At 71.6% G+C, this 20,734-nt stretch carries 20 protein-coding genes; 8 read left to right on the top strand and 12 right to left on the bottom strand.

From position 1 onward, the window contains the following. The first annotated feature begins 6 nt into the window (after window positions 1–6). A complete protein-coding gene (locus tag BM342_RS19120) occupies window positions 7–1,533 on the top strand; it encodes a DHA2 family efflux MFS transporter permease subunit (RefSeq protein ID WP_092969332.1) in 1,527 nt (508 codons plus the stop codon). Between the two features lie 111 nt (window positions 1,534–1,644). Here BM342_RS19120 and BM342_RS19125 read toward each other — a convergent pair whose 3' ends face one another. From BM342_RS19125 to kynA, 4 genes are all read right to left on the bottom strand, one after another. Beyond that, on the bottom strand, window positions 1,645–2,082 hold the full coding sequence (locus BM342_RS19125; RefSeq protein WP_092969336.1) for a hypothetical protein: 438 nt from the start codon (window positions 2,080–2,082) through the stop codon (window positions 1,645–1,647). 147 nt (window positions 2,083–2,229) lie between these two features. Beyond that, window positions 2,230–3,453: a kynureninase gene (locus BM342_RS19130; protein WP_092969508.1), complete on the bottom strand. Its 1,224-nt coding sequence runs from the start codon at window positions 3,451–3,453 to the stop codon at window positions 2,230–2,232. A gap of 32 nt (window positions 3,454–3,485) precedes the next feature. Then, entirely contained in the window at window positions 3,486–4,502 is a 1,017-nt protein-coding gene (locus BM342_RS19135; protein ID WP_177232271.1) for an amidohydrolase family protein, read from the bottom strand. 4 nt (window positions 4,503–4,506) lie between these two features. Beyond that, the gene (gene kynA / locus BM342_RS19140) at window positions 4,507–5,385 is read right to left on the bottom strand and encodes a tryptophan 2,3-dioxygenase (protein ID WP_092969339.1); all 879 of its coding nucleotides are present in this window, start codon (window positions 5,383–5,385) and stop codon (window positions 4,507–4,509) included. Between the two features lie 193 nt (window positions 5,386–5,578). Between kynA and BM342_RS19145 the strand changes: the two genes are divergently transcribed. Next, window positions 5,579–6,238 (top strand): TetR/AcrR family transcriptional regulator, encoded by a 660-nt coding sequence (locus tag BM342_RS19145; protein WP_177232272.1) that lies wholly within the window; start codon window positions 5,579–5,581, stop codon window positions 6,236–6,238. 30 nt (window positions 6,239–6,268) lie between these two features. Next, complete coding sequence (locus tag BM342_RS19150; RefSeq protein WP_092969345.1) at window positions 6,269–6,550, top strand: hypothetical protein; 282 nt, start codon at window positions 6,269–6,271, stop codon at window positions 6,548–6,550. A 10-nt stretch (window positions 6,551–6,560) separates the two neighbouring features. Here BM342_RS19150 and BM342_RS19155 read toward each other — a convergent pair whose 3' ends face one another. Beyond that, window positions 6,561–7,403 carry a VOC family protein gene (locus tag BM342_RS19155; protein ID WP_092969348.1) on the bottom strand — a complete coding sequence of 281 codons (843 nt, stop codon included), beginning with the start codon at window positions 7,401–7,403 and terminating at the stop codon, window positions 6,561–6,563. Between the two features lie 223 nt (window positions 7,404–7,626). On the opposite strand from BM342_RS19155, the gene BM342_RS19160 reads away from it, so the two are divergent. Next, a complete protein-coding gene (locus tag BM342_RS19160) occupies window positions 7,627–8,154 on the top strand; it encodes a DUF1269 domain-containing protein (RefSeq protein ID WP_092969351.1) in 528 nt (175 codons plus the stop codon). Between the two features lie 81 nt (window positions 8,155–8,235). Here BM342_RS19160 and BM342_RS19165 read toward each other — a convergent pair whose 3' ends face one another. Beyond that, the gene (locus BM342_RS19165; RefSeq protein ID WP_092969354.1) at window positions 8,236–9,183 is read right to left on the bottom strand and encodes a phosphoribosylaminoimidazolesuccinocarboxamide synthase; all 948 of its coding nucleotides are present in this window, start codon (window positions 9,181–9,183) and stop codon (window positions 8,236–8,238) included. Between the two features lie 42 nt (window positions 9,184–9,225). Then, window positions 9,226–10,539, bottom strand: a complete 1,314-nt coding sequence (purD, locus tag BM342_RS19170; RefSeq protein ID WP_092969357.1) for a phosphoribosylamine--glycine ligase — start codon at window positions 10,537–10,539, stop codon at window positions 9,226–9,228. A 208-nt stretch (window positions 10,540–10,747) separates the two neighbouring features. Between purD and BM342_RS19175 the strand changes: the two genes are divergently transcribed. The 3 genes from BM342_RS19175 (at window position 10,748) to BM342_RS19185 (ending at window position 12,235) form a co-directional block, all read left to right on the top strand. Next, window positions 10,748–11,194, top strand: a complete 447-nt coding sequence (locus BM342_RS19175; RefSeq protein ID WP_092969360.1) for a sterol carrier family protein — start codon at window positions 10,748–10,750, stop codon at window positions 11,192–11,194. 70 nt (window positions 11,195–11,264) lie between these two features. Further along, window positions 11,265–11,837 (top strand): putative immunity protein, encoded by a 573-nt coding sequence (locus tag BM342_RS19180; RefSeq protein ID WP_092969363.1) that lies wholly within the window; start codon window positions 11,265–11,267, stop codon window positions 11,835–11,837. A 140-nt stretch (window positions 11,838–11,977) separates the two neighbouring features. Further along, window positions 11,978–12,235, top strand: coding sequence for a hypothetical protein (locus tag BM342_RS19185; RefSeq protein WP_092969366.1), 258 nt, complete (start codon window positions 11,978–11,980; stop codon window positions 12,233–12,235). Between the two features lie 46 nt (window positions 12,236–12,281). Here the strand turns inward: BM342_RS19185 and BM342_RS19190 are convergent, their stop codons facing one another. Genes BM342_RS19190 through BM342_RS19210 form a run of 5 tightly spaced genes read right to left on the bottom strand, consistent with a single transcriptional unit; the run spans window position 12,282 to window position 16,403 of the window. Beyond that, window positions 12,282–12,758 (bottom strand): DUF1990 family protein, encoded by a 477-nt coding sequence (locus BM342_RS19190; RefSeq protein WP_255368971.1) that lies wholly within the window; start codon window positions 12,756–12,758, stop codon window positions 12,282–12,284. After that, window positions 12,755–13,222, bottom strand: coding sequence for an SRPBCC family protein (locus tag BM342_RS19195; RefSeq protein ID WP_092969369.1), 468 nt, complete (start codon window positions 13,220–13,222; stop codon window positions 12,755–12,757). The genes BM342_RS19190 and BM342_RS19195 overlap by 4 nt, the downstream gene beginning before the upstream one ends. A 60-nt stretch (window positions 13,223–13,282) precedes the next feature. Further along, on the bottom strand, window positions 13,283–14,086 hold the full coding sequence (locus BM342_RS19200) for a heme ABC transporter ATP-binding protein (protein ID WP_092969514.1): 804 nt from the start codon (window positions 14,084–14,086) through the stop codon (window positions 13,283–13,285). Further along, window positions 14,083–15,180: a FecCD family ABC transporter permease gene (locus tag BM342_RS19205; RefSeq protein WP_092969372.1), complete on the bottom strand. Its 1,098-nt coding sequence runs from the start codon at window positions 15,178–15,180 to the stop codon at window positions 14,083–14,085. The genes BM342_RS19200 and BM342_RS19205 overlap by 4 nt, the downstream gene beginning before the upstream one ends. Next, on the bottom strand, window positions 15,177–16,403 hold the full coding sequence (locus tag BM342_RS19210; protein WP_092969375.1) for a heme/hemin ABC transporter substrate-binding protein: 1,227 nt from the start codon (window positions 16,401–16,403) through the stop codon (window positions 15,177–15,179). The genes BM342_RS19205 and BM342_RS19210 overlap by 4 nt, the downstream gene beginning before the upstream one ends. 152 nt (window positions 16,404–16,555) lie before the next feature. On the opposite strand from BM342_RS19210, the gene BM342_RS19215 reads away from it, so the two are divergent. After that, entirely contained in the window at window positions 16,556–20,671 is a 4,116-nt protein-coding gene (locus BM342_RS19215) for an HtaA domain-containing protein (RefSeq protein ID WP_143109945.1), read from the top strand. Window positions 20,672–20,734 lie beyond the last annotated feature (63 nt).

Below are 20,734 nucleotides of genomic sequence, written 5' to 3' on the forward strand. Positions count from 1 at the left end.
CCTCACATGCAACGCGAACTCCGCCCCTGGCCGGCCCTCTGGGCCCTGGTCATCGGCTTCTTCATGATCCTGGTCGACTCGACCATCGTGTCGGTCGCGAACCCCGCCATCATGCGCGGGCTCGACGCCGACCTCACCGCCGTGCTCTGGGTCACGAGCGCCTACCTGCTCGCCTACGCCGTGCCGCTGCTCATCACCGGCCGCCTCGGCGACCGGTTCGGACCGAAGAACATCTACCTGATCGGCCTCGTGATCTTCACGCTGGCCTCCCTCTGGTGCGGGTTCTCGGGCGACATCGAGACGCTCATCCTCGCGCGCGTCGTGCAGGGCCTCGGCGCCGCGCTGATGACGCCGCAGACGATGGCCGTGATCACGCGCATCTTCCCGCCGAACCAGCGCGGCGCGGCCATGGGCCTCTGGGGTGCCGTGGCCGGCATCGCGACCCTCGTCGGCCCGATCCTCGGCGGCGTGCTGGTCGACAGCCTCGGCTGGGAGTGGATCTTCATCGTCAATGTGCCCGTCGGCGTCATCGCGTTCGTGCTCGCCCTGCGGCTCGTGCCGAAGCTCGAGACGCACCAGCACTCGTTCGACTGGCTCGGCGTCGTGCTCTCGGCCGTCGGCATGTTCCTCGTCATCTTCGGCATCCAGGAGGGCGAGACGTACGACTGGGGCACCATCACCGGGCCCATCACGGTCTGGGGCCTCATCATCACTGGCCTCGTGGTGCTCGCCGCGTTCGTCGTCTGGCAGCGGTACAACCGCAAGGAGCCGCTGCTGCCGCTCTCGCTCTTCCGCGACCGCAACTTCTCGCTCGCGAACGGCGGCATCACGCTCGTCGGCCTCGCGATCGTCGCGATGCCCCTGCCGCTGACGTTCTACTTCCAGGTCGCCCGCGGCCTCGAGCCGACGCAGTCGGCGCTCATGCTCGCGCCCATGGCCGTCGTCGCCGGCGTCATGGCGCCGATCATCGGCCGGCTCACCGACCGGGTCGACCCGAAGTGGATCGCGGCCGTCGGCTTCGCGATCACGGCCGCCTCGCTCGCGGCCATGTCGCTGCTCATCACCCCCGACGTCGAGCTGTGGGTGCTGCTCATCCCCGCGGCGGGCCTCGGCCTCGGCACCTCGGGCATCTGGGCGCCGCTCGCCTCCACGGCGACCCGCAACCTCCCCCCGGCGCAGGCCGGCGCGGGTTCGGGCGTCTACAACATGACCCGTCAGGTCGGTTCGGTGTTCGGCGCCGCGGCGATCACCGCACTGCTGAACGCGCGGCTCGAGGCGAACCTGCCCGGGTTCTCGGAGTCCGGCGCCCAGTCGAGCCAGGCCGGGCAGGCACTGCCGCCCCAGATCGCCGCGGGCTTCACCGACGCGATGAGCCAGGCGCTCTGGCTTCCGGTCGTCGCCTTCGCGCTCGGCGCGGTGCTCGTGCTGTTCTTCGCCAAGCCCAAGCAGACCGTGGCCTGGGGCGAACAGCAGGCATCGCAGCCGGATGCCGCGGGCTCGCCCGCGACCGGATCGCTGAGCGCGGTCGACTAGCAGGGCGTCCCGCGCGCCGGAAGCGACGAAGGAGCGTCTCGAGATCCTCGCGGATCCCGGGACGCTCCTCGCCGTTTCGGCGTGTTCCCCTTCGCCTGTCCTTGCGGCGCGTCAGCGCCGGCCGATGCCCCGGATGATGAGGGCGAGCGCGAGCACGGCGGCCGCTCCCACGGCGATCACGAGCGCCGGGTTCTCGCGGTACTTCGCCCGCACGTAGCCGGATCCCTCATCGACGAGGCTGCGTCCGGTCTCGTACGCCTGCTGCGCCTGGGCCTGTGCGGCGTCGAGGGCGTCGGCGCCGGACTCCTTGACCTGCGATGCGGCCGACTTCAGGTCGCCGAGCGTCTCCTCGACGGTCTCCTTCGCCGCCCCGAGGGCGGAATCGGCCGCGCCGCGCGCGTGCTTCGCGGCGTCCTCGACGTTCGATGCGGCTGCCGACGCGGCGCCCTCCACCTGATCGGCCGCGTGCTTCGCGGCATCCGTCGCCCGCTCGGCGGCATCCCGTACGGACTCGGTCGCATCTGCGTCCGTTCGATTCGGATCCGACATGCACTGCCCTCCAGCCGTTCGAGGACGGAGTGCCACGACGACCCACCCGTCCGTGGATGCCCGCAATGCTAGGTCGACCGAGGCCGGATCGCCCGATCGTGCTCAGGGGGTTGTCAGCGGCATGCCCGGGTGGTATCGAGCGCGGTGTCAGCCGAGCCCGGCGCGCTCGAGCAGCACCTGCTTGAGCACGTCGCGGGTCGCGGCCATGCCACGGTGCACCTCTTCGAAGCTCGTCGAGAGCGGCGAGAGCCCGATGCGGATGCCGCCGGGGTCGCGGTAGTCGGGAATGACGTCCTGCTGCCAGAGTCGGGCCACGACCTCGCGCATCTCGGGGTGGAAGAACGTGACGTGGCCGCCGCGTTCCTCGACGTCGTCGGGGGAGGCGAGGGTCACGCCGAGCGGCGCCAGCCAGTCGGCCGCGAGCGAGATCGCGAACTCGGTGAGCGCGACCGACTTCGCGCGGATCGCGGGCATGCCGGCCTCCTCGATCATCGCGAGGGTCTCCTGCATGGCGATCATGCCGACGACCGGGGCGGTGCCGCTGATGAAGCGCTGCATGCCGGGCGCCGGCCGGTACTCGGGCCCCATGAGGAACATGTCGGTCGTGCCCCACCAACCCTGGATCGGCTGCTCGAGCACGTCCTGCAGGTCGTCGCGCACGTAGGCGAACGCGGGCGACCCCGGTCCGCCGTTGAGGTACTTGTACGTGCAGCCCACGGCGAGGTCGAAGCCCCACTCGTCGGCCTTCACGGGCACCGAACCGGCCGAGTGGCAGAGGTCCCAGAGGATCAGTGCGCCCGCGTCGTGCGCGATGCGGGTGAGCTCGGGAGCATCGGCGAGGTAGGCCGAGCGATAGGCGACGTGCGAGATCACCACGAGGGCGGTGTGCGGGCCGACGGCCTCGGCGAGCTGCTCGGGAGTGACGCCCGACGAGGTGTCGACCTCGATCCAGCGCAGCGTGAGCCCGCGCTCCTTCGCGATGCCGTCGAGCACGTACCGGTCGGTCGGGAAGTTGTCGGAGTCGAGCACGATCTCGCGGCGGGCGGGGTCGCGGGCGACCTGCGCGTCGACGGCGGCGCGGGCCAGTTTGTAGAGCAGCACGGTCGTGGAGTCGCCGATCACGGTCTGCCCGGCCTTTGCGTCGATCACGGCGCGGCCGATGCGGTCGCCGATCTCGTTCGGCAGGCGCAGCCACGACTCGTCCCACCCGCGGATGAGCCGCCCGCCCCAGCTCTCGCGCAGGAACTCCTCGACGCGGGCGATCGCCGACACCGGCGGCCGTCCGAGGGAGTTGCCGTCGAAGTAGACGAGGTCGGTGTCGGCGCCCTCGAACTTCGCCCGGTGGTGCGCGAGCCCGTCGGCGCGGTCCATGCGTCGGGCGAACGCGAGTTGCGGGTCGAGCGTCACAGGGTCTCCAGTTCTTCGGCGGGCACGACGACGGCCGAGGCGAGCCACGCGGGCAGGTCGGCGAGCGTCTCGGGCGAGGTTCCGGCGGCGAAGGTCGCGATGCCCTCCGCGGGTTCGTCGCGCGGCCACGGGTCGGTGAGGGCGTCGAGCAGGTCGGATGCCGCGAGCCCCGCCTCGACGAGCAGTGCGAGCTCGCGCGCATTGACGCCCGCCGGCTGCTCGCCGTTGCCGAGGTCGGTGCCGTAGAGCACGCGCCCGCCTGCGCCGTGGAATCGGCGGAGGTTGTCGACCGCGCGTTCGGCGTCGGGCGTGGGCTCGCCGTAGCCGGCGACGAACAGCGTCGAGATCCACCGCTGCCCGGTCGCGATTGCCCGGGCGATGAGCTCGTCGTCGACGCGCTCGGTGAAGGGGGTGTGGGCGAGCGCGTCGACGCCCGCATCGACGGCCAGCCGGGTCATGCCCGCGCCCTCGACATGGGCGACCACCGGCATCCGTCGATCGTGCGCGGCCGAGACGATCGCGCCGAGCGTCGCGGCGTCGAAGACGGGGCCGGCCGCGGAGTTCAGGGCGACCTTGACGACGGATGCCCCGAACGCGTGCTGCTCGGCCACGGCCGCCTCGGCCGGCGAGGGCAGCGCGCCCCGGCGTTCGCCGTCGACCGCGGGCACCTCGTGCGCGCAGCCGTCGGGAGCCCACGGACGATCGGTGGGATACCCGCCCGGCGTGGTGAGGAACCGCCCGGCGAAGTCGGTGCGCGGCAGGCCCTCGCGGCTGCGGGCGGCCGTCACCACTTCGAGCGGGGCGCCGAGGTCGACCACCCCGGCGAGGTTGCCGCCCGCGAGCGCGTCGGGACTCACGAGCATGAGGTGCACGTGGTGGTCGACGAACGGCGGCAGCGCGAGGCCGACCACGCCCGGGTGCTCCCCGTTCAGCGACCGCCGCGCGGGAACGGCGTGCGTTCCGAGGTCGGGCCGGCCGTCGGGGGCCGGAGCGGAATCGTGGAGCTGCGGCATCCGATCACCCCGGGATCTCGGTGCGCACGGCGTAGAGCTCGGGGAAGAACGTGAGCGAGAGCGCACGCTGCAGGAACGGCGCACCGCTCGACCCGCCCGTGCCCGGCTTCGAGCCGATGATGCGCTCGACGGTCTTCAGGTGGCGGAAGCGCCACAGCTGGAAGTTGTCCTCGAGGTCGACGAGCTCCTCGCAGGTCTCGTACGCGGCCCAGTGCTGGTCGGTGTGCGCGTAGATCTGGGCGAACACGGGCACGAGCTCGGGCACGAAGGTCCACGCCTGGGTCACGTCGCGTTCGAGCACGGACTCGGGAATCGGGTAGCCGGCGCGCGAGAGCAGCCGCAGGAACTCGTCGTAGAGGCTCGGCGTCTCGAGGGCCGTCGTCAGCATGGCGGTGGCGTCGGCATCCGACTCGAAGACCTGCAGCATCTTCGCGTTCTTGTTGCCGAGCACGAACTCGACCGCGCGGTACTGGAACGACTGGAACCCGCTCGCGTTGCCGAGCACCCCGCGGAACTGCGCGTACTCGGCGGGCGTCAGCGTCGCGAGCACCGACCACTGCTCGGTCAGCGTCTTCTGGATGTGCTTGACCCGGGCGACGCACTTCAGCGCCCGCGCGAGCTCGTCGGCGCGCAGCAGGTCGCGGGCCGTCTCGAGCTCGTGCAGCACGAGCTTCAGCCACAGCTCGGTCGTCTGGTGCTGGATGATGAACAGCAGCTCGTCGTGGTGCTCGGGCCGCGAGATCGGCCGCTGCGCGCTCAACAGCGTCGGCAGGTCGAGGTAGCCGCCGTAGCTCATGCGATCGCTGAAATCGGTGACGACGGATGCCTCGATGCGCCGGGTGTTGCCCTCGACGCCGTCGGTCGCGCCCTCGTCGGTACTCACACGACCAGCCTAGCCGCGGGGTCTCGCGCGGGAGCGGTTCGGGCGCGGCGGGCGTTCCCCCCGACCGGTAGAACCGGCGGTCTGCCCGCCGCACCGCATCCTTCTCCCCCAAGAAGGCCGTTCGGCTCGGAAATGGATGAAACGGAGCCGACCCTCCGAATCATATCCGACGCTGCGGCGTACAGTGAACTCCATGACGTCGAGCGTTTCGCCCCGTCGCGATGCGCGACGAAACCACGAACGCCTCCTCGCCGAGGCGAGGGTCCTCTTCACGGAACGCGGCATCGACGCGCCGCTCGACGAACTGGCCACGCGAGCGGGCGTGGGCCCGGGCACCGTGTACCGCCATTTCGCGAATCGCGACGCGCTCATCCGCGAGCTGTACGACGCCGGCGTCGCCGACCTGCATGCCCTCGCACCCGAGATCCTCGGGGCCGAGACCGGGTGGCGTTCGATCGAGCTCTACCTCGAGCGTCTCGCAGAATGGCTCGCCGGATCTCCCTACGTTCCCGCCGTGATGCGGCGCATGGCGGCGCTCGATCCGACGTACAAGCCCGGCACCGAGTTCGCCGAGGCGATTGCCGGCATGGTCGAACGCGCACAGGCCGAGGGAAGCCTGCGCACGGACGTCACGGCCGTCGACCTGAGCATCCTCGTCGACATGCTCGGCGGTCTCGGACAGTACGGCGGGGCGTACCTGCCGTACTGGCGCCGTCAGCTCGTCGTCATCCTCGACGGACTGCGCGCCCGCCCCGACAACACGCCCATCGACGGCGAAGGGCAGGCGTTCGAGGAGTTCCACGACATGTCGCATGCCAAGGGGCCGCAGGCGCCCGCGCCGCCGGTCGGGTAGCACGCACGTCGCAACACCGAGGGGGAATCGATGATCGAGGTCAGGGGCGCGAACGGCGAGCGCCTGCTCTACGACGGCGCGAGCGTCGCGAAGTTCCGGCACGACGGGCTGCAGGAGGTGACGCGCAACCCCGTCTCGACGTACCGGAGCATCCAGGTCAAGCGCCGAGCGGGCAAGCGCGGCAAGCCCGACACCTACGAGGTGCTGCTCGCGATGTCGTCGTTCATGTCGCTCACCGTCGATGACGAGCACAAGCCGCAGCTCGACGAGCTCGTCGCGGCACTCGAGGGTTCCATCGCGTCGGCGGGCTGACGCCCTTCGGCTAGCCCGCGGCGCGCACCTCGACGAGGTTCGCCCACGGGTCGTCGAAGGCCAGGCTGCGACCGTCGTCGCGCGTCGGGACGCTGAAGTGCGACATCCGCTCGCCCAGCTCGCCGAGATCGTCGGCCGTCGGCACGACGATCTCGACCTTGCCGAGGCCGAGTGCGAGGCTGCGTCGACCGGCGCCGCGACTGCCCCACGTGTTCATGGCCATGTGGTGGTGGTAGCCGCCGGCCGAGACGAAGAGCGCCTGATCGCCCATGGCGGCCGTCGTCTCGAATCCGAGGCGGTCGACGTAGAACTCGCGCGCGCTCGCCACATCGCCCACCGACAGGTGCACGTGCCCGACGACCGCGTCGCCGATGCCGGTTCCGGATGCCGCGGCATCCGCTCCGGCCTGCCCGAGGTGCTCGCGCAGGTAGCCGTTCGGGTCGAGGTAGATCGTCGCCATCTCGACCTGGCCGTGCACCCAGCTCCAGCCGGAGCGGTCGCGGTCGAAGTAGAGCTCGACGCCGTTGCCCTCGGGGTCGGTGAAGTAGAAGGCCTCGCTCACGAGATGGTCGGCGCTGCCCGTGAAGGTGCCGGGGTAGCGCGAGGCGACCGAGTAGATCGCGGTCGCCAGCGCCTCGCGCGAGTCGAAGAGCACGGCCGTGTGGTACAGCCCGGCGTCGCTCGGCGAGGCGTGCTTGAGCGCGGGGGAGTGCTGCAGGATCACGACGGGCGTGGTGCCGCGACCAAGCACGGCGACGGGGCCGTCGTGGCTCAGCAGGTCGAGGGTCACGCCGTCGCGGTAGTAGCGGATCATGCCGTCGAGGTCGCCGACGCGCAGGGTCACCGCGCCCATGCCGGTGTCTGCGGCGAGGAGTCCAGCGCCTTGGGGCGTTCCATTGGTTGTAAGCACAACTAATCATAACGCGTCGAGGCGCCGAGTATTCCGAGCGGATGTCGCCGAGCCGGGCATCCGGGTGTGCGGAGCGCTCTTGAGTTCGATGCGCCGCGCTCCCTAGTGTTGAGCCATCACGGCTCCCGGGGTCACGCGGGGAGCCCGAGTCGAGGGGGATTCGCTCATGGGAATGGACAACCTGCTGCTGTACGTCGCCACATACGACGACGCCGACGTCGCGACCGACCAATACCGGTCGCTGAAGGGCGCGGCGGAGGGCGACGAACTCGAGGTCGTGTCATCGGTCGTGTTGCGCCGAGGCGAAGACGGCAGGGTCACGGTCGACGAGCACGGAACGGGTCAGGTCGCTTCCGGCGCCTGGATCGGCGCCGGTGCGGGCCTGGTCGTCGGCCTGTTCGCTCCGCCGCTGCTCGCCGCGACGGCGATCGGTGCGGGCGTCGGCGCGATCTCGGGCAAGCTGGCCAAGAAGCACGACGAGAAGAAGGTCGGCCTCGAACTCGAGGAGTACCTGCCGAAGGGCTCGTCGGCGATCGTGGCCGTCATCGACGACCGTTACCTCGACCGCATCGACTCGGCGCTCGCCAAGGCGAGCAAGAAGGTCAGCAAGGCCATCGATCGCGACGACTTCGAAGCGCTCGAGAAGGCGATCACCGAGGGCGGCGACAAGATCGCGCACGCGATCTCGTCGTAGGGTTCGCGTCGAGCGGAACGTCTCGGCCGCCGGCACAGCCGGCGGCCGTCGCGCGCGGTCGTCGGTGCGACCGACTCGCGGTCAGGCGCCGGTCGTCAGCCGATCGAGCAGCTCACGGTACTTCGCAGCCGTCTGCTCCACGATCTCGTGCGGCAGGGTCGGCGCGTCCTCGACCGCGGACTGGTCCCAGTTCGCCGCGAGCCAGTCGCGCACGATCTGCTTGTCGAAGCTCGCCATGCGGCGCTCTGGCGTGGTCTCGGACGCGTAGGTCGCGGCATCCCAGTACCGGCTCGAGTCGCTCGTGAGCACCTCGTCACCGAGCGTGACGATGCCCGTGGCGCGATCGGCGCCGAACTCGAACTTGGTGTCGGCGAGGATGAGGCCGCGCGCCTCGGCGATCGCCTGGGCCTTCGCGAAGATCTCGAGCGAGAGCTCGCGCAGCTGGGCTGCGACGACCTCTCCGACGATCTCGACGGTGCGCTCGTAGCTGATGTTCTCGTCGTGCTCGCCGAGCGGCGCCTTCCACGCGGGCGTGAAGATCGGCTCGGGCAGGCGGTCGCCGTTCGAGAGCCCCTCGGGCAGGCGGATGCCGCCGATGGCGCCCGTCGCCTGGTACTCCTTCCAGCCGCCGCCCGTGATGAAGCCGCGCACGACGCACTCGATCGGGAACATGTCGAGCGTGCGGCAGAGCGTCGCCCGGTCGGCGAGCTCGGCGGGCACGTCGGGAAGGTGCAGCGCCTCGAGGCGGTCGTCGAGCCGGTGCGCGAGGTGGTTCGGCACCTCGGGCAGCTGGTCGAACCACCAACGGGTCAGGTCGGTGAGCATCGCGCCCTTGCCCGGGATCGCGGGCTCGAGCACCTGGTCGAACGCGCTCACGCGGTCGCTCGCGACCACCAGCACGACGGGCGAGAGCCGCAGCGGATCGCCGGTCCAGGTGTCGTCGTCGTCGAGCACGGACGTGGGCACGTAGAGGTCGCGCACCTTGCCCGAGTAGACGTGGGTCCAGCCGGCGTACTCGCTGTCGGTCATGGTGCTCCCCTTGCTCTGGTTCCTCGGCGCTGCTTGCTCTGGTTACTCGGCGACGCGTGCGGCGATGTCGGTGCGGTACTGGCCGCCCTCGAGGCGCAGGTGGCCGAGCGCCTCGTAGGCGCGGCGCCGCGCCTCGCCGAAGTCCTCACCGACCGCGACGACGTTGAGCACGCGGCCGCCGGTCGCGATGAGCGGCGGGTCGACGTCGGGCTCGGTCACCGAGCCGATGGCGGTCGCCGCATGCGCGATGTGCACGCCGGGAACGGAAGCCGCGGCATCCAGTCCCTCGATGGCGCGCCCGGTCTCGGGGGCCTCGGGGTACCCCTCGCTCGCGAGCACGACCGTGACCGCGGCATCGGGCCGGAACTCGGGGCGGGGCAGCTCGCCCAGCCCGCCCGTGGAGGCGGCCAGCAGCAGGCTCGACAGCGGGGTCGCGAGGCGGGGCAGCACGACCTGGGTCTCGGGGTCGCCGAAGCGCGCGTTGAACTCGATCACGCGGATGCCGCGCGTCGTGAGGATGAGCCCCGCGTAGAGCAGGCCGATGAACGGCGTCTGCTCGTCGGCGAGCTGCTTCACGGTCGGCAGCGCGATGGTCTCGATGACCTCGTCGACGAACGCCTGCTCGCTGCCGAACTCGGCGTCGAGCCACGGCAGCGGCGAGTACGCGCCCATGCCTCCGGTGTTCGGGCCCTGGTCGCCGTCGCGCAGGCGCTTGTAGTCCTGCGCGGGTGAGAGCGGCAGCACGTTCGTGCCGTCGGAGAGCAGGAACAGCGATACCTCTTGACCGTCGAGGAACTCCTCGACGAGCACCGGACCCTGCTGCAGGTAGTGGGCGGCGTGCGCGAGCGCGGCGTCGCGATCTTCGGTGACGAGCACGCCCTTGCCTGCGGCGAGGCCGTCCGCCTTCACGACGTGCGGGGCGCCGTACTCGTCGAGCGTCGCCTCGACGTCGGCGAGGGTCTCGGCGAGGCGGGCACGGCCGGTCGGCACGTTCGCGTCCTCCATGATGCGCTTCGCGAAGGTCTTCGAACCCTCGAGCGCGGCGGCCGCCTTGCCCGGGCCGAACACCGGGATGCCGCGCGTGCGCAGGGCGTCGGCGACGCCCGCGACGAGCGGGGCCTCGGGGCCCACGACGACGAGGTCGATGTCGTTCTCGAGCGCGTACTCGGTGACCACCGAGCGGTCGGTCGGGTCGAGCGCGATCGTCTCGACGCTGCCGCGAGCCGACGAGGTCGCGGATGCCGCGATGCCGGCGTTGCCCGGTGCGGCGACGATCTCGTGCCCGGCCTCCTCATCGAGGAGCGCGAGGATGATGGCGTGCTCGCGCGCGCCCGAGCCGAGGATGAGGATTCTCACCGGTTCAGGCTACCCGATCGGGCCCCCGGCGCCCGCGGCGTGACGCCGCTCGCGCGCGCTGCGGACGCGCACCGCCGACGAGCCCGGGAACGGCGTTCGCGCGGACGCAGATGGTCGCCTCACGGAGCGAATGGCGACCACTCGCGTCCGCACGATGGGCATCCGCAGGGCATCCGGCAGGGTCGGCGGTGTGCGGGAGGATGGAGCCATGGCACGAGCGAGAATCGGCGACGACGAAGGACGCGAGGCGGTGGCCGCCTGGCGGGCGGCATCCGGAGTCGCTGCCGGCGCGGCTGGCGGTACTGCCGGTGACGGCGAGTCGGCCGCAGACGAGTCGCCCGCGGCATCCGCCCCTCCCGTGGTCGACCGCACGACGCTCGCGCTCGCGGTGCGCTACTCGCTGCAACTGCTCGCCGAGCGGGCGCCAGGCGGCACCGTCGAGGTTCGCGTGCCGCCGTTCGCCGCGGTGCAGTGCGTCGAGGGCCCCAAGCACACCCGCGGTACCCCGCCCAACGTCATCGAGACGGATGCCGCGACGTGGCTGTCGCTGGCCACCGGCAGCCTCACGTGGGCCGACGCCCGAGACGCGGGCCGCGTGCACGCCTCGGGTCAGCGGGCCGACCTCGAGGGTCTGCTGCCGGTGCTGCGCGGCTGATCGAGCTGCGCTCCCACGGTTCGGCACCGCTCGCGGAACGACTCGCGGAGCGGTGTGGCAGGCTGCTGTGATGCTCTCACCGCAGACGCTGGGCGAACCCGATCGTCGCCTGGTCGCATCGTGGGCGGCCGACTGCGCCGAGCGCGTCCTGCCGTTGTTCGAGGCGGAGGCGCCCGACGACGATCGGCCCCGCGACGGCATCGCGCGCGCCAGGGCCTTCGGCCGAGGTGAGCTCGATGCCGCCGGTCAGATCCGCGTCCGGTTCGTCGCGGGCCGGGCCGCGCAGGCGGTGAGTTCGCCGGCAGCCGTCGCTGCCGCGAGGGCCGCCGCGCAAGCCGCCGGAGTCGCGCACATGGGCGCGCACGCGCTCGGCGCGGCCGCCTACGCCGCGAAGGCGGCGGGACTCGCCACCCCCGATCGTCCGGATGCCCTGCACGACGAGATCGCCTGGCAACTCGAGCACCTCGACGGTGCGACGCGCTCAGCACTGCTGCAGCTGCCATTGCTCGGCACCGACTCCGCCGGACCGCTCGGCTCGGGCTTGCTCGCGTCAGGTGTGCTCGGGTCGACGATCCGCGAGATCCAGGCAGCGCTCTGCGAACCGTCCGGGCGCTCCGGCACCGCCCAGGAGGGTGCCGGGTGAGCGGTCAGCATTCGAGCGGGGAGGTCGATCCGAGCGATCCTGCATATCGCAATCTCATCGACCTCAGTCAGGTTCGTCTCGGCCGCGCTGTCGCAGTCCTCTCGGGAATCGGATCCTTGGTCGCAGCCGCGGCTTTCGCCGTGGCGCTGCTCGCGGCCATGCCCGCGACCCCGAGCATCCTGACGGATCAAGCCGTCGTCGTCGCTGCACCGGTGCTCAGGGTCGTCGCAGGAGTGGCCGCCTGGGCCGGATTCGTCTCGGGGGTCGTCGCGTGCGGTGTCCTTCGCGCCTACCCGGAGGCCAGGATCCGCTGGCTGCCTGGGTCGATGATCGCGGCCGCCGCGATCGCTTTCCTCCTGCCGCTCGCCCAAGCGTTCTGGGCGCAGGGCCTCCACTGAACGCGGGCCGGATGCTGTCGAGCGGTTCGGGGTGCCGCCGTCGCACTCAGCGCAGCGAGCGCAGGTACCTGCGCCGTGCCACGATCTGCGCGACGCGGAGCAGCGGGTGGAGCGACCGCCACGGTTGCTGCGGCGCGGGGCTCGTGAGCGAGCGGACGGTCAGGAACACGTCGGTGCCCTCGCGATGGACGATGAACGCCTCCTCGCCCGACACCGGATGCCCCGCGAGCGTGCGGTACGCGAACCCCACGCGCGACGGGGTGATGACGACATCGGCCACCTCGACGGGCTCGCGCACGGTGATGTCGAGAACCCGAGCGGTGATCGTCAGGCGGGCACCGGATGTCACGGCGCGCGCATCGTCGACGTGGAACCCGCTTCGCGTCTTCACCATCCAGTGCAGGATGTCGCGGCTCGCCCGATCCCAGACGTCGTCGCCGCTGCCGACATGCGCCGACACCTCGCTGCGGCGGAACCCGTCGGCGCCGCCCGCCGGCCAGGTCGGCAGCTGGGGATGCGTCACGCTACGCCCCTGCCGGGGTTCGAGCTGAGCGATTCGACGAGGTACCGGTTGCGCTCGGTGATCAGCCGTCGCAGGTAGGGCACGAGCACCAGCCGCTCGGCGAGGCGTCCGAACACCGGCGAGGCGATCGTCAGGGTGTCCACCATCACGGTCTCCGCGCCGTCGACCGCGAAGGCGTGCTCGTGGTGGAACGAGCGGAACGGCCCCCGCACCTGCTCGTCGACGAATCGGTTCGGTTGGTCGAGGCTCGTGATCCGCGAGGTCATCGTGAAGCGGATGCCGAAGTGGCGCGCGCGCCACGTGACCGTCTCGTCGAGCGCGATGGCTCCGCTCGTCACGCCGCCGACGGCGCGCTCGCCGGATCGGGCCATCGAGGCCACGTGCGCGTCGATGCTGAGGCTCGCGTCGAACAACCGCTCGGCCGGCACGCCGGTGCGAGTGACGACGCTGAAGGTGCTGACCATGCGTCGATCATGTCAGGGCGGGCGCATCGGCCCGGCCGGAGCGCGTTCGCCGCGGCGGCCTCACCGAATCGGCAGCACCAACGGAACGCCCGTGCGCGGGTGCTCGATCACGTCGACCGGTTGTCCGTAGACGGCCTCGATGCGCTCGGCAGTGAGCACGTCGGCCGGCGTTCCGTGGGCGACGACCCGGCCGCGCTCGAGCAGCGTGATCTCGTCGGAGTAGGCGGCGGCGAGGTTGAGGTCGTGCAGCACGACCACGACGGCGTCGCCGGCGGCGGCCTGGGCGCGCGCGAGGCGCAGCACGTCCTCCTGGTGCCGCAGGTCGAGCGCGGCGGTCGGCTCGTCGAGCAGCAGCACGGGCGAGCGCTGCGCGAGCACGCGGGCGAGGGCGACGCGCGCCTTCTCACCGCCCGAGAGGTTCGCGACCGGGCGGTCGGCGAGGTGCGAGACATCCGTCACCGCCATGGCGCGCTCGATCTCGCGCTCGTCGTCGACTTCGGCGGGCGTGCGCGCCCACGGGTGGCGGCCCATCTCGACGATCTCGCGCGAGCGGAACGCGAAGGTCACGCTGTGCTCCTGCGTCAGCACGGCGCGGGTGCGGGCGAGATCGCGCAGCGGCCAGTCGGCGAGCGGGCGGTCCCTCAGCACGACCCGCCCCGACGACGGTGCCCGGTCGCCGGCCAGCACGGAGAGCAGGGTCGACTTGCCGGCCCCGTTCGGGCCCAGCAACGAGTGCACGCGGCCGGGAATCGCCGCGAACGAGACATCCGTCAGCAGGTGCGCGCGATCGATCGTGACCGACACGTGCTCGGCGACGAGACCGCCGCCGACCACCGTGGTCGCGAAAGGCCCGGTCGCGCTCATCGCCACCCTCCGGCGCCCTTGCGCTGGCGCCGAAGCAGCCAGAAGAAGAAGGGGCCGCCCACGAGCGAGGTGAGCATGCCGATCGGCAGGTCGGCCATCGGCACGGCCGTGCGGGCGACGAGGTCGGCGACGAGCAGCAGCAGGGCGCCGCCGAGCGCGCTCGCCGCGATGAGCCCCCGGTGGGCCGGGCCGATCACCATGCGCATGAGGTGCGGCACGATCAGGCCGACGAAGCTGATGATGCCCGCGAACGCGACGGCCGCGCACGTGAGCACCGCGACGAGCACGATCGAGACGATGCGCACGCGTTCGACGTTGACGCCGAGATGGCGTGCGCCGCGCTCGCCGAGCGAGAACAGGTCGAGCTGGCGGGCGAGCACGAACGCGAACACGAGCGACACGGCGACGAGCGGCGCGATGACCCCGATCTCCTGCCAGCGCGATCCGTTCAGCGATCCGAGCTGCCAGAAGATGATCTCCTCGCGGCTCGCCGTGTCGCCGAGGAACGTGAGCAGCGCCAGCCCGCCCGCGGCGAACGCGTTGACGGCGATGCCCGTGAGCACGAGCGTGACGACCTCGGTGCGGCCGCCCGAACGGCTCGCGAGGTAGACGACCATCGTCGTCGCGAGTCCTGCGAGGAACGACGCCCCGGCGGTCACCCAGTCGCTCGTCGCGGTCAGGCCGAACACGATCGTGACCGCGGCGCCGAGCGCAGCACCCGACGAGACGCCGACGACGCCCGGCTCGGCGAGCGGGTTCGCGAACACGGCCTGCATGATCGTTCCGGCCACAGCGAGCGCCGCGCCGATGAGGATCGCGGCGACGATGCGCGGGAACCGGATCGTCCACAGCGCCGCATCGACGTGCGGTGCGGCCGCGGGCGCATCGCTCAGCCCGAGGCCGCGCAGCAGGCTGTTCCACACCTCGCCCGGCGCGATCTGCAGCTGCCCCATGCCCGCAGAGACGAGCGCGAACACGACGAGCGCGATGGAGAGTCCGGTGAACAGCGCGATGCGGCGGCGCGTCGAACGGCGGGTCTCGAGCGGGGCGGATGTCGCGGGGCCGGCCTCCGTCGAGGGTGCGAGCCGGGTCATCCGTCGGTGCCCTCTGCCGTGCCGGTGCCGGTGCCGGTGCTGGTGCTGGTGCCGGTGCCGGTGCTGGTGCTGGTGCCGGTACCGGTGCCGGATGCCGTGGCGACCGTGTCGGGCGCGTACACCGCGCGGGCGAGCGCGTCGACGACGGCGGGCGTGCGCGGGCCGAACCCGAGGATCTCGGTGTCGGCCATGTCGACGATGCGCCGGTGCTGGCCCGCGGGCGTGGCGGCGAGCGCGGGCAGGCGTTCGAGCAGTCCGTCGACGCCGCCGGTGGAGGCGAGCCCCTCGGTCATGACGAGCACGACGTCGGGTGCCGCCTGCACGAGCGCCTCGGCGGTGACGGGTCGCATGCCCTCCCAGCCGATCTCGCCCGCGACGTCGAAGCCGCCGACCGCGTTGATGAGCGAGTCGGCGCCGGACTCCTCGCCGAAGAGGTAGTAGACGTTCGCGCTGCCGCGCACGTAGAGGAAGATCATGCGCGGCCGGTCGGCCGGGTCGGCGGGGATCGACGCCTCGATCGGCGTCGTGACCGCCGTGAGGTCGGCGTCCATCGCGGACTTCAGCAGCTCGGCGCGCTCGGGCACGCCGAGTGCGGCGGCGATCTGGTCGACGAGCTCGCCGATGTTCTCGACGCTGCGTTCCTTCGTGACGATGACGACCGGAATGCCGGCGTCGCGCAACTGCGCGAGCGCGTCGCGCGGGCCGAGCGTCGTGTCGGTGATCACGACCGTCGGGTCGAGCGAGAGCACGGCCTCGGCCGAGAGCGTGTGGCCCTCCTGCGTGACCTCGGGCAGGCCGGCGGCCTCGGGGAACCCGGTCGACGAGTCGCGGCCCACGACCTGGTCGCCGAGGCCGAGGCTGAAGACGGTCGCGGCGATCGTGCCGGTGATGTCGATCGGCAGGATCCGCTCGGTCGACTCCACGGTCGCCCCGACGCCGTCGACGCCGACCACGGTCAGGGGAACGGCGGATGCCTCGGCGGACTCGATGACCGGCAGGCCGGTGTCGGCGAGGCAGGCCGTCGACGGGCCTTCGATCGCGCGAACGTCGGCCGCGAGCTCGAGCTGGTCGAACGGGGTGGAAGCGCCGGGGCACTCGGCCTCGGTGGCGACGCCTGCGGCCGTCGCGTCGTCGGAGCCGGTCGTCGCGCAGCCGGTGAAGGACAGCGCCACGATTGCTGCGAGTGCCGCGAGGGCGGCGCGCGCAGTTCGATTCTTCGTCATCTTAAGGTTAGCCTTACCTCACCTTGCGCGGTGAGCATTCGTCCGCATATGTTAGATAAGCCTAACCTAACTTCAGGCATCCCCCTCACCCGCTGCACGCCACGGAACCCCTGGTTCCGTCGCGCTCGCGCGCCGACCCGGAGGTCCGCGTCTTGACGTCGACACTGCCCACAGCTCCGCCCCCTGAGACCGGAGCGAGTGCTCCGCCGAAGCCCCGACGATGGCTGGCGGCACTGCTCGCCGCCCTCCTCGTCATCGGCGGCACGAGCTTCGGCGCGGCCACGGCCATGGCCGATGAGCTCGCGCCCGCCCCGGTGCTCTCGGTCACGCCGGCGACGGATGTCGACCCCGCCGTCGAGAACACGTTCACCGTGTCGGGCACCGGCTACGTCGGCGCGGGTGCGGCCAACGGCGCGTACGTGCTCCTCGGTGCGCAGTCGGTCTGGCAGGGTGGGGGTCCGCTGGTCAGCACCGGATGGCTCGCGCAGGCGTGGGTTCCCGCCGCGCAGATCGTGGGCGGTGCGTTCACCACGACGATCACGATCCCGGCCGGCACGTTCGACTCCGCGGTGACCTACCAGGTCGCCTCGTCGGCGGCCCACGGACTGTCGGTCACGAACCGCACGCTCGATGCGTTCGCGCCCATCACCGTCAGGCAGCCCGCTCCGCCCGAGCCGGTCGCGAACCCGGTGCTCTCGTTCACGCCGGCGACGGATGTCGACCCCGCCGTCGAGAACACGTTCACCGTGTCGGGCACGGGCTACGTGGGTGCCGGCGCTGCGAGCGGCGCCTACGTGCTGATCGGTGCGCAGTCGGTCTGGCAGGGCGGCAGTGCGCTGCCGGGTTCCGGATGGCTCGCGCAGGCGTGGGTGCCCGCCGCCCAGATCGTGGGCGGTGCGTTCACCACGACGGTCAAGATCCCGGCCGGCACGTTCGACCCGAAGGTGACGTACCAGGTCGCCTCGTCGGCGGCCCACGGCCTCTCGGTGACGAACCGCACGCTCGATGCGTTCGCGCCCATCACCGTCAAGCAGCCCGCACCCGTCGCGACCCCGGTGCTGTCGGTCACGCCGGCGACGGATGTCGATGCCGCCGTCGCGAACACGTTCACCGTCTCCGGCACGGGCTACATCGGCCCGGGGGCCGCGAGCGGCGCCTACGTGCTGATCGGCGCCCGGTCGGTCTGGCAGGGCGGCAGTGCGCTGCCCGGCGCCGGATGGCTCGCGCAGGCCTGGGTGCCCGCCGCGCAGATCGTGAACGGTGGGTTCACCACGACGATCACCGTGCCCGCGGCGAAGTTCGACCCGTCGCTGACGTACCAGGTCGCCTCCTCGGCGGCGCACGGCCTCTCGGTGACGAACCGCACGCTCGATGCGTTCGCGCCCATCACGATCAAGCAGCCCGCACCCGAGCCGGCGACGCCTTCGTTGACGGTGTCCAAGACGGAGGGGCTGGACCCGGCCGGTGAGGACCTGACGATCACGGCGGAGCACTACGCGACCGGGTTCACATCGACGTATGCGCCGGGCGAGGCGGGCTTCTACCTCCAGGTCGGCTGGCTCGCCGACACCTGGAAGCCCTCCGAGAAGGCGCCCTCCTCGTCCCGCACGAACGCGTACAACACGTGGGTGGCCGATGAGGCGAACACCATCGCGCCCACGAAGTGGACGAAGAACGCCGACGGCACCGCGGATGTCTCGTGGACCGTCGAGGTGACCAAGGCCGCGCTCGACGCGAAGGCCAAGGACGGGTACACGCTCGCGGTCTTCACGCTCGGTGCCGGCGGTGCCGTGCAGGCCGCGAACGAACTGGCCGTGCCGATCAGCTTCGAGCCGGCGACGCCGTCGCTGTCGGTGTCCAAGACGGAGGGGCTGGACCCGGCCGGTGAGGACCTGACGATCACGGCGGAGCACTACGCGACCGGGTTCACGTCGAGCTACGCGCCGGGCGAGGCCGGGTTCTACATCCAGGTGGGCTGGCTCGCCGACACGTGGAAGGCGTCCGAGAAGGCGCCGTCCGCTGCCCGCACCAACGCCTACAACACGTGGGTCGCCGATGAGGCGAACACGATCGCGCCGACGAAGTGGACCAAGAACCCCGACGGCACCGCGAACGCGTCGTGGACGGTCAACGTGACCAAGGCAGAGCTCGACGCGAAGGCCAAGGACGGGTACACGCTCGCGGTCTTCACGCTCGGTGCCGGTGGAGCGGTGCAGGCCGCGAACGAGCTCGCCGTGCCGATCAGCTTCGGCGCGCCGATCGAGGCCCCGAAGCTGAGCGTCGAGCCCGTCGCGGGCGTCGACCCGGCGACGAAGAACACGCTGACGATCACGGGCACCGGCTTCACCGGTGCGGGTGCCGCGAACGGTGCGTACGTGCTCGTGGGCGAGACCTCGATCTGGAACGGTCAGGGCCCGCTCGTCAACGACGGGTGGATCGCGTCGACCTGGGTGCCGACCTCGAAGATCGTCGACGGCTCGTTCACGACGTCCTTCACGATCGCGGCCGGCAGCTTCGACCGCTCGAAGTCGTACCAGGTCGCCTCGTCGGCAGCCCACGGGCTCTCGGCGACCGACCGCTCGCTCGACGCGTTCGCACCGATCAAGCTCCTCGCGAGCACCGGCGGCGGCAACACCGGCGGCGGCAACGGAGGCAACACCGGTGGCGGCAACGGCGGCAACACCGGGGGCGGCACCACCACTCCGCCCGTCGTGATCGCCGCGGGCTCGCTCGACTGGGGCGTCTCCAGCTCGTTCCGCGAGTACATCATCAGCGACATCGCCAAGGGCTCGATCGCCGTCGGCGGCGGCGCGAGCTCGAACGGCTCGTCGTTCCGCTTCGTGCAGTCGGGCAGCTCGTTCAGCCCGATCACCACGACCGGCTCGGCCGACTACGCCGGAACCGTTCGGTTCACGGGTCACGACGGCGCGCTCGACCTGACGCTCACCAACCCGACGCTCGTCGCGAAGGGTGTCGGCTCCGCCGCTCTCGTCGTGACCGCCAACGGCAACCGCGTCGAGTTCGCCACCGTCGACCTGTCGTCGGCCGCGCGCTCGACCGTCGACGGAGCGACGCGCTTCGACAACGCCCCGGTCACTCTCACCTCGGCCGGCTCCGCCGCGTTCGACGGCAGGTACGAGCCTGGCAGGAGCCTCGACCCGCTCACCGTCGTGATCGGCTCGGCCGGTGTCGCCGCGGGCGGCAACGGCGGCGGAACGGTCGTCGTGGCATCCGCATCCTCGTCGACGGCGGCAGCGAAGAAGAGCTACCCGGCGACGCCGCCCGCGACGACCGGCATCGTGCTCGACGCCGCGTCGCTCGAGGCGCTCGGCGCGGGTCAGCGCGTCACCGTCACCGCCGGCGGTTTCGAGCCGAACGAGTCGGATGTCGCGGCGGTCGTCTACTCGACGCCGATCGTGCTCGCCGACGACCTGTCGGCCGACGCATCGGGCAACGTCAGCTGGACCGGAAGCATCCCGGCCTCGCTCGAGCCCGGCGTGCACACGCTGACCTTCCAGGGCTCGACGAACGTCGGAGTGCAGTTCACCGTTCCCGCCGAGCAGGCCGGCGCATGCAAGGTGACGGCCGGCAGCCTCGACTGGGGCTTCAAGGAGTCGTTCCGCAGCTACCTCACGAGCGGCATCGCCAACGGCGACTGGACGCTCACGGGCGTGACCGAGGACGCCGGCGTGTTCACGTTCGTCGGCGGGTCTGGCTCGCTCGAGGAGTCCGGTCGCGGGGTGCTCGCCTACACCGGCTCGGTCGAGTTCACGGGTCACGACGGCGCGCTCGACACGACGATCGCGAACCCGAAGGTCGAGCTCGACGGCGAGGGCGGCGCGATCCTGCTGCTCGACGTCGCCGGCACGACCCAGGACGGCGCGCCCGTCGACCTGAAGTCGGTGCGGTTCGCCGAGCTCGATCTGGGCGAGGGCGTCACGGTGGTCGACGGCGTGCTGACGGGTGAGGCCGCCGCGGTGCTCACCGCCGACGGCGCCGCCGCGTTCGGCACGTACCCGGCCGACGAGGAGCTCGACCCGGTGTCGTTCACGGCCACCGTCTCGAGCGACTGCGTGGTCGCGGCGCCTGCTTCGGTCGAGACCGCCGAGGTCGAGTCCGACGCGAAGGCCGTCGAAGCCGTCGATCAGGCCGCCGACACAGGATCCGCCTGGTGGATCTGGGCGCTCTCCGCCGCGCTGCTGGTGATCGTGCTCGCGATCGTCGCCGTGCTCGTCATCCGGTCGCGTCGCAGCTCGACCGAGAGCTGAGACCGGCACCGCCCGACGGGCCGTCGACCTCGAGGTCGGCGGCCCGTCGCCGTTCTGCGCGCG

Origin of the sequence: Agromyces sp. CF514 (assembly GCF_900113185.1) — a bacterium.
Lineage (GTDB): Bacteria > Actinomycetota > Actinomycetes > Actinomycetales > Microbacteriaceae > Agromyces.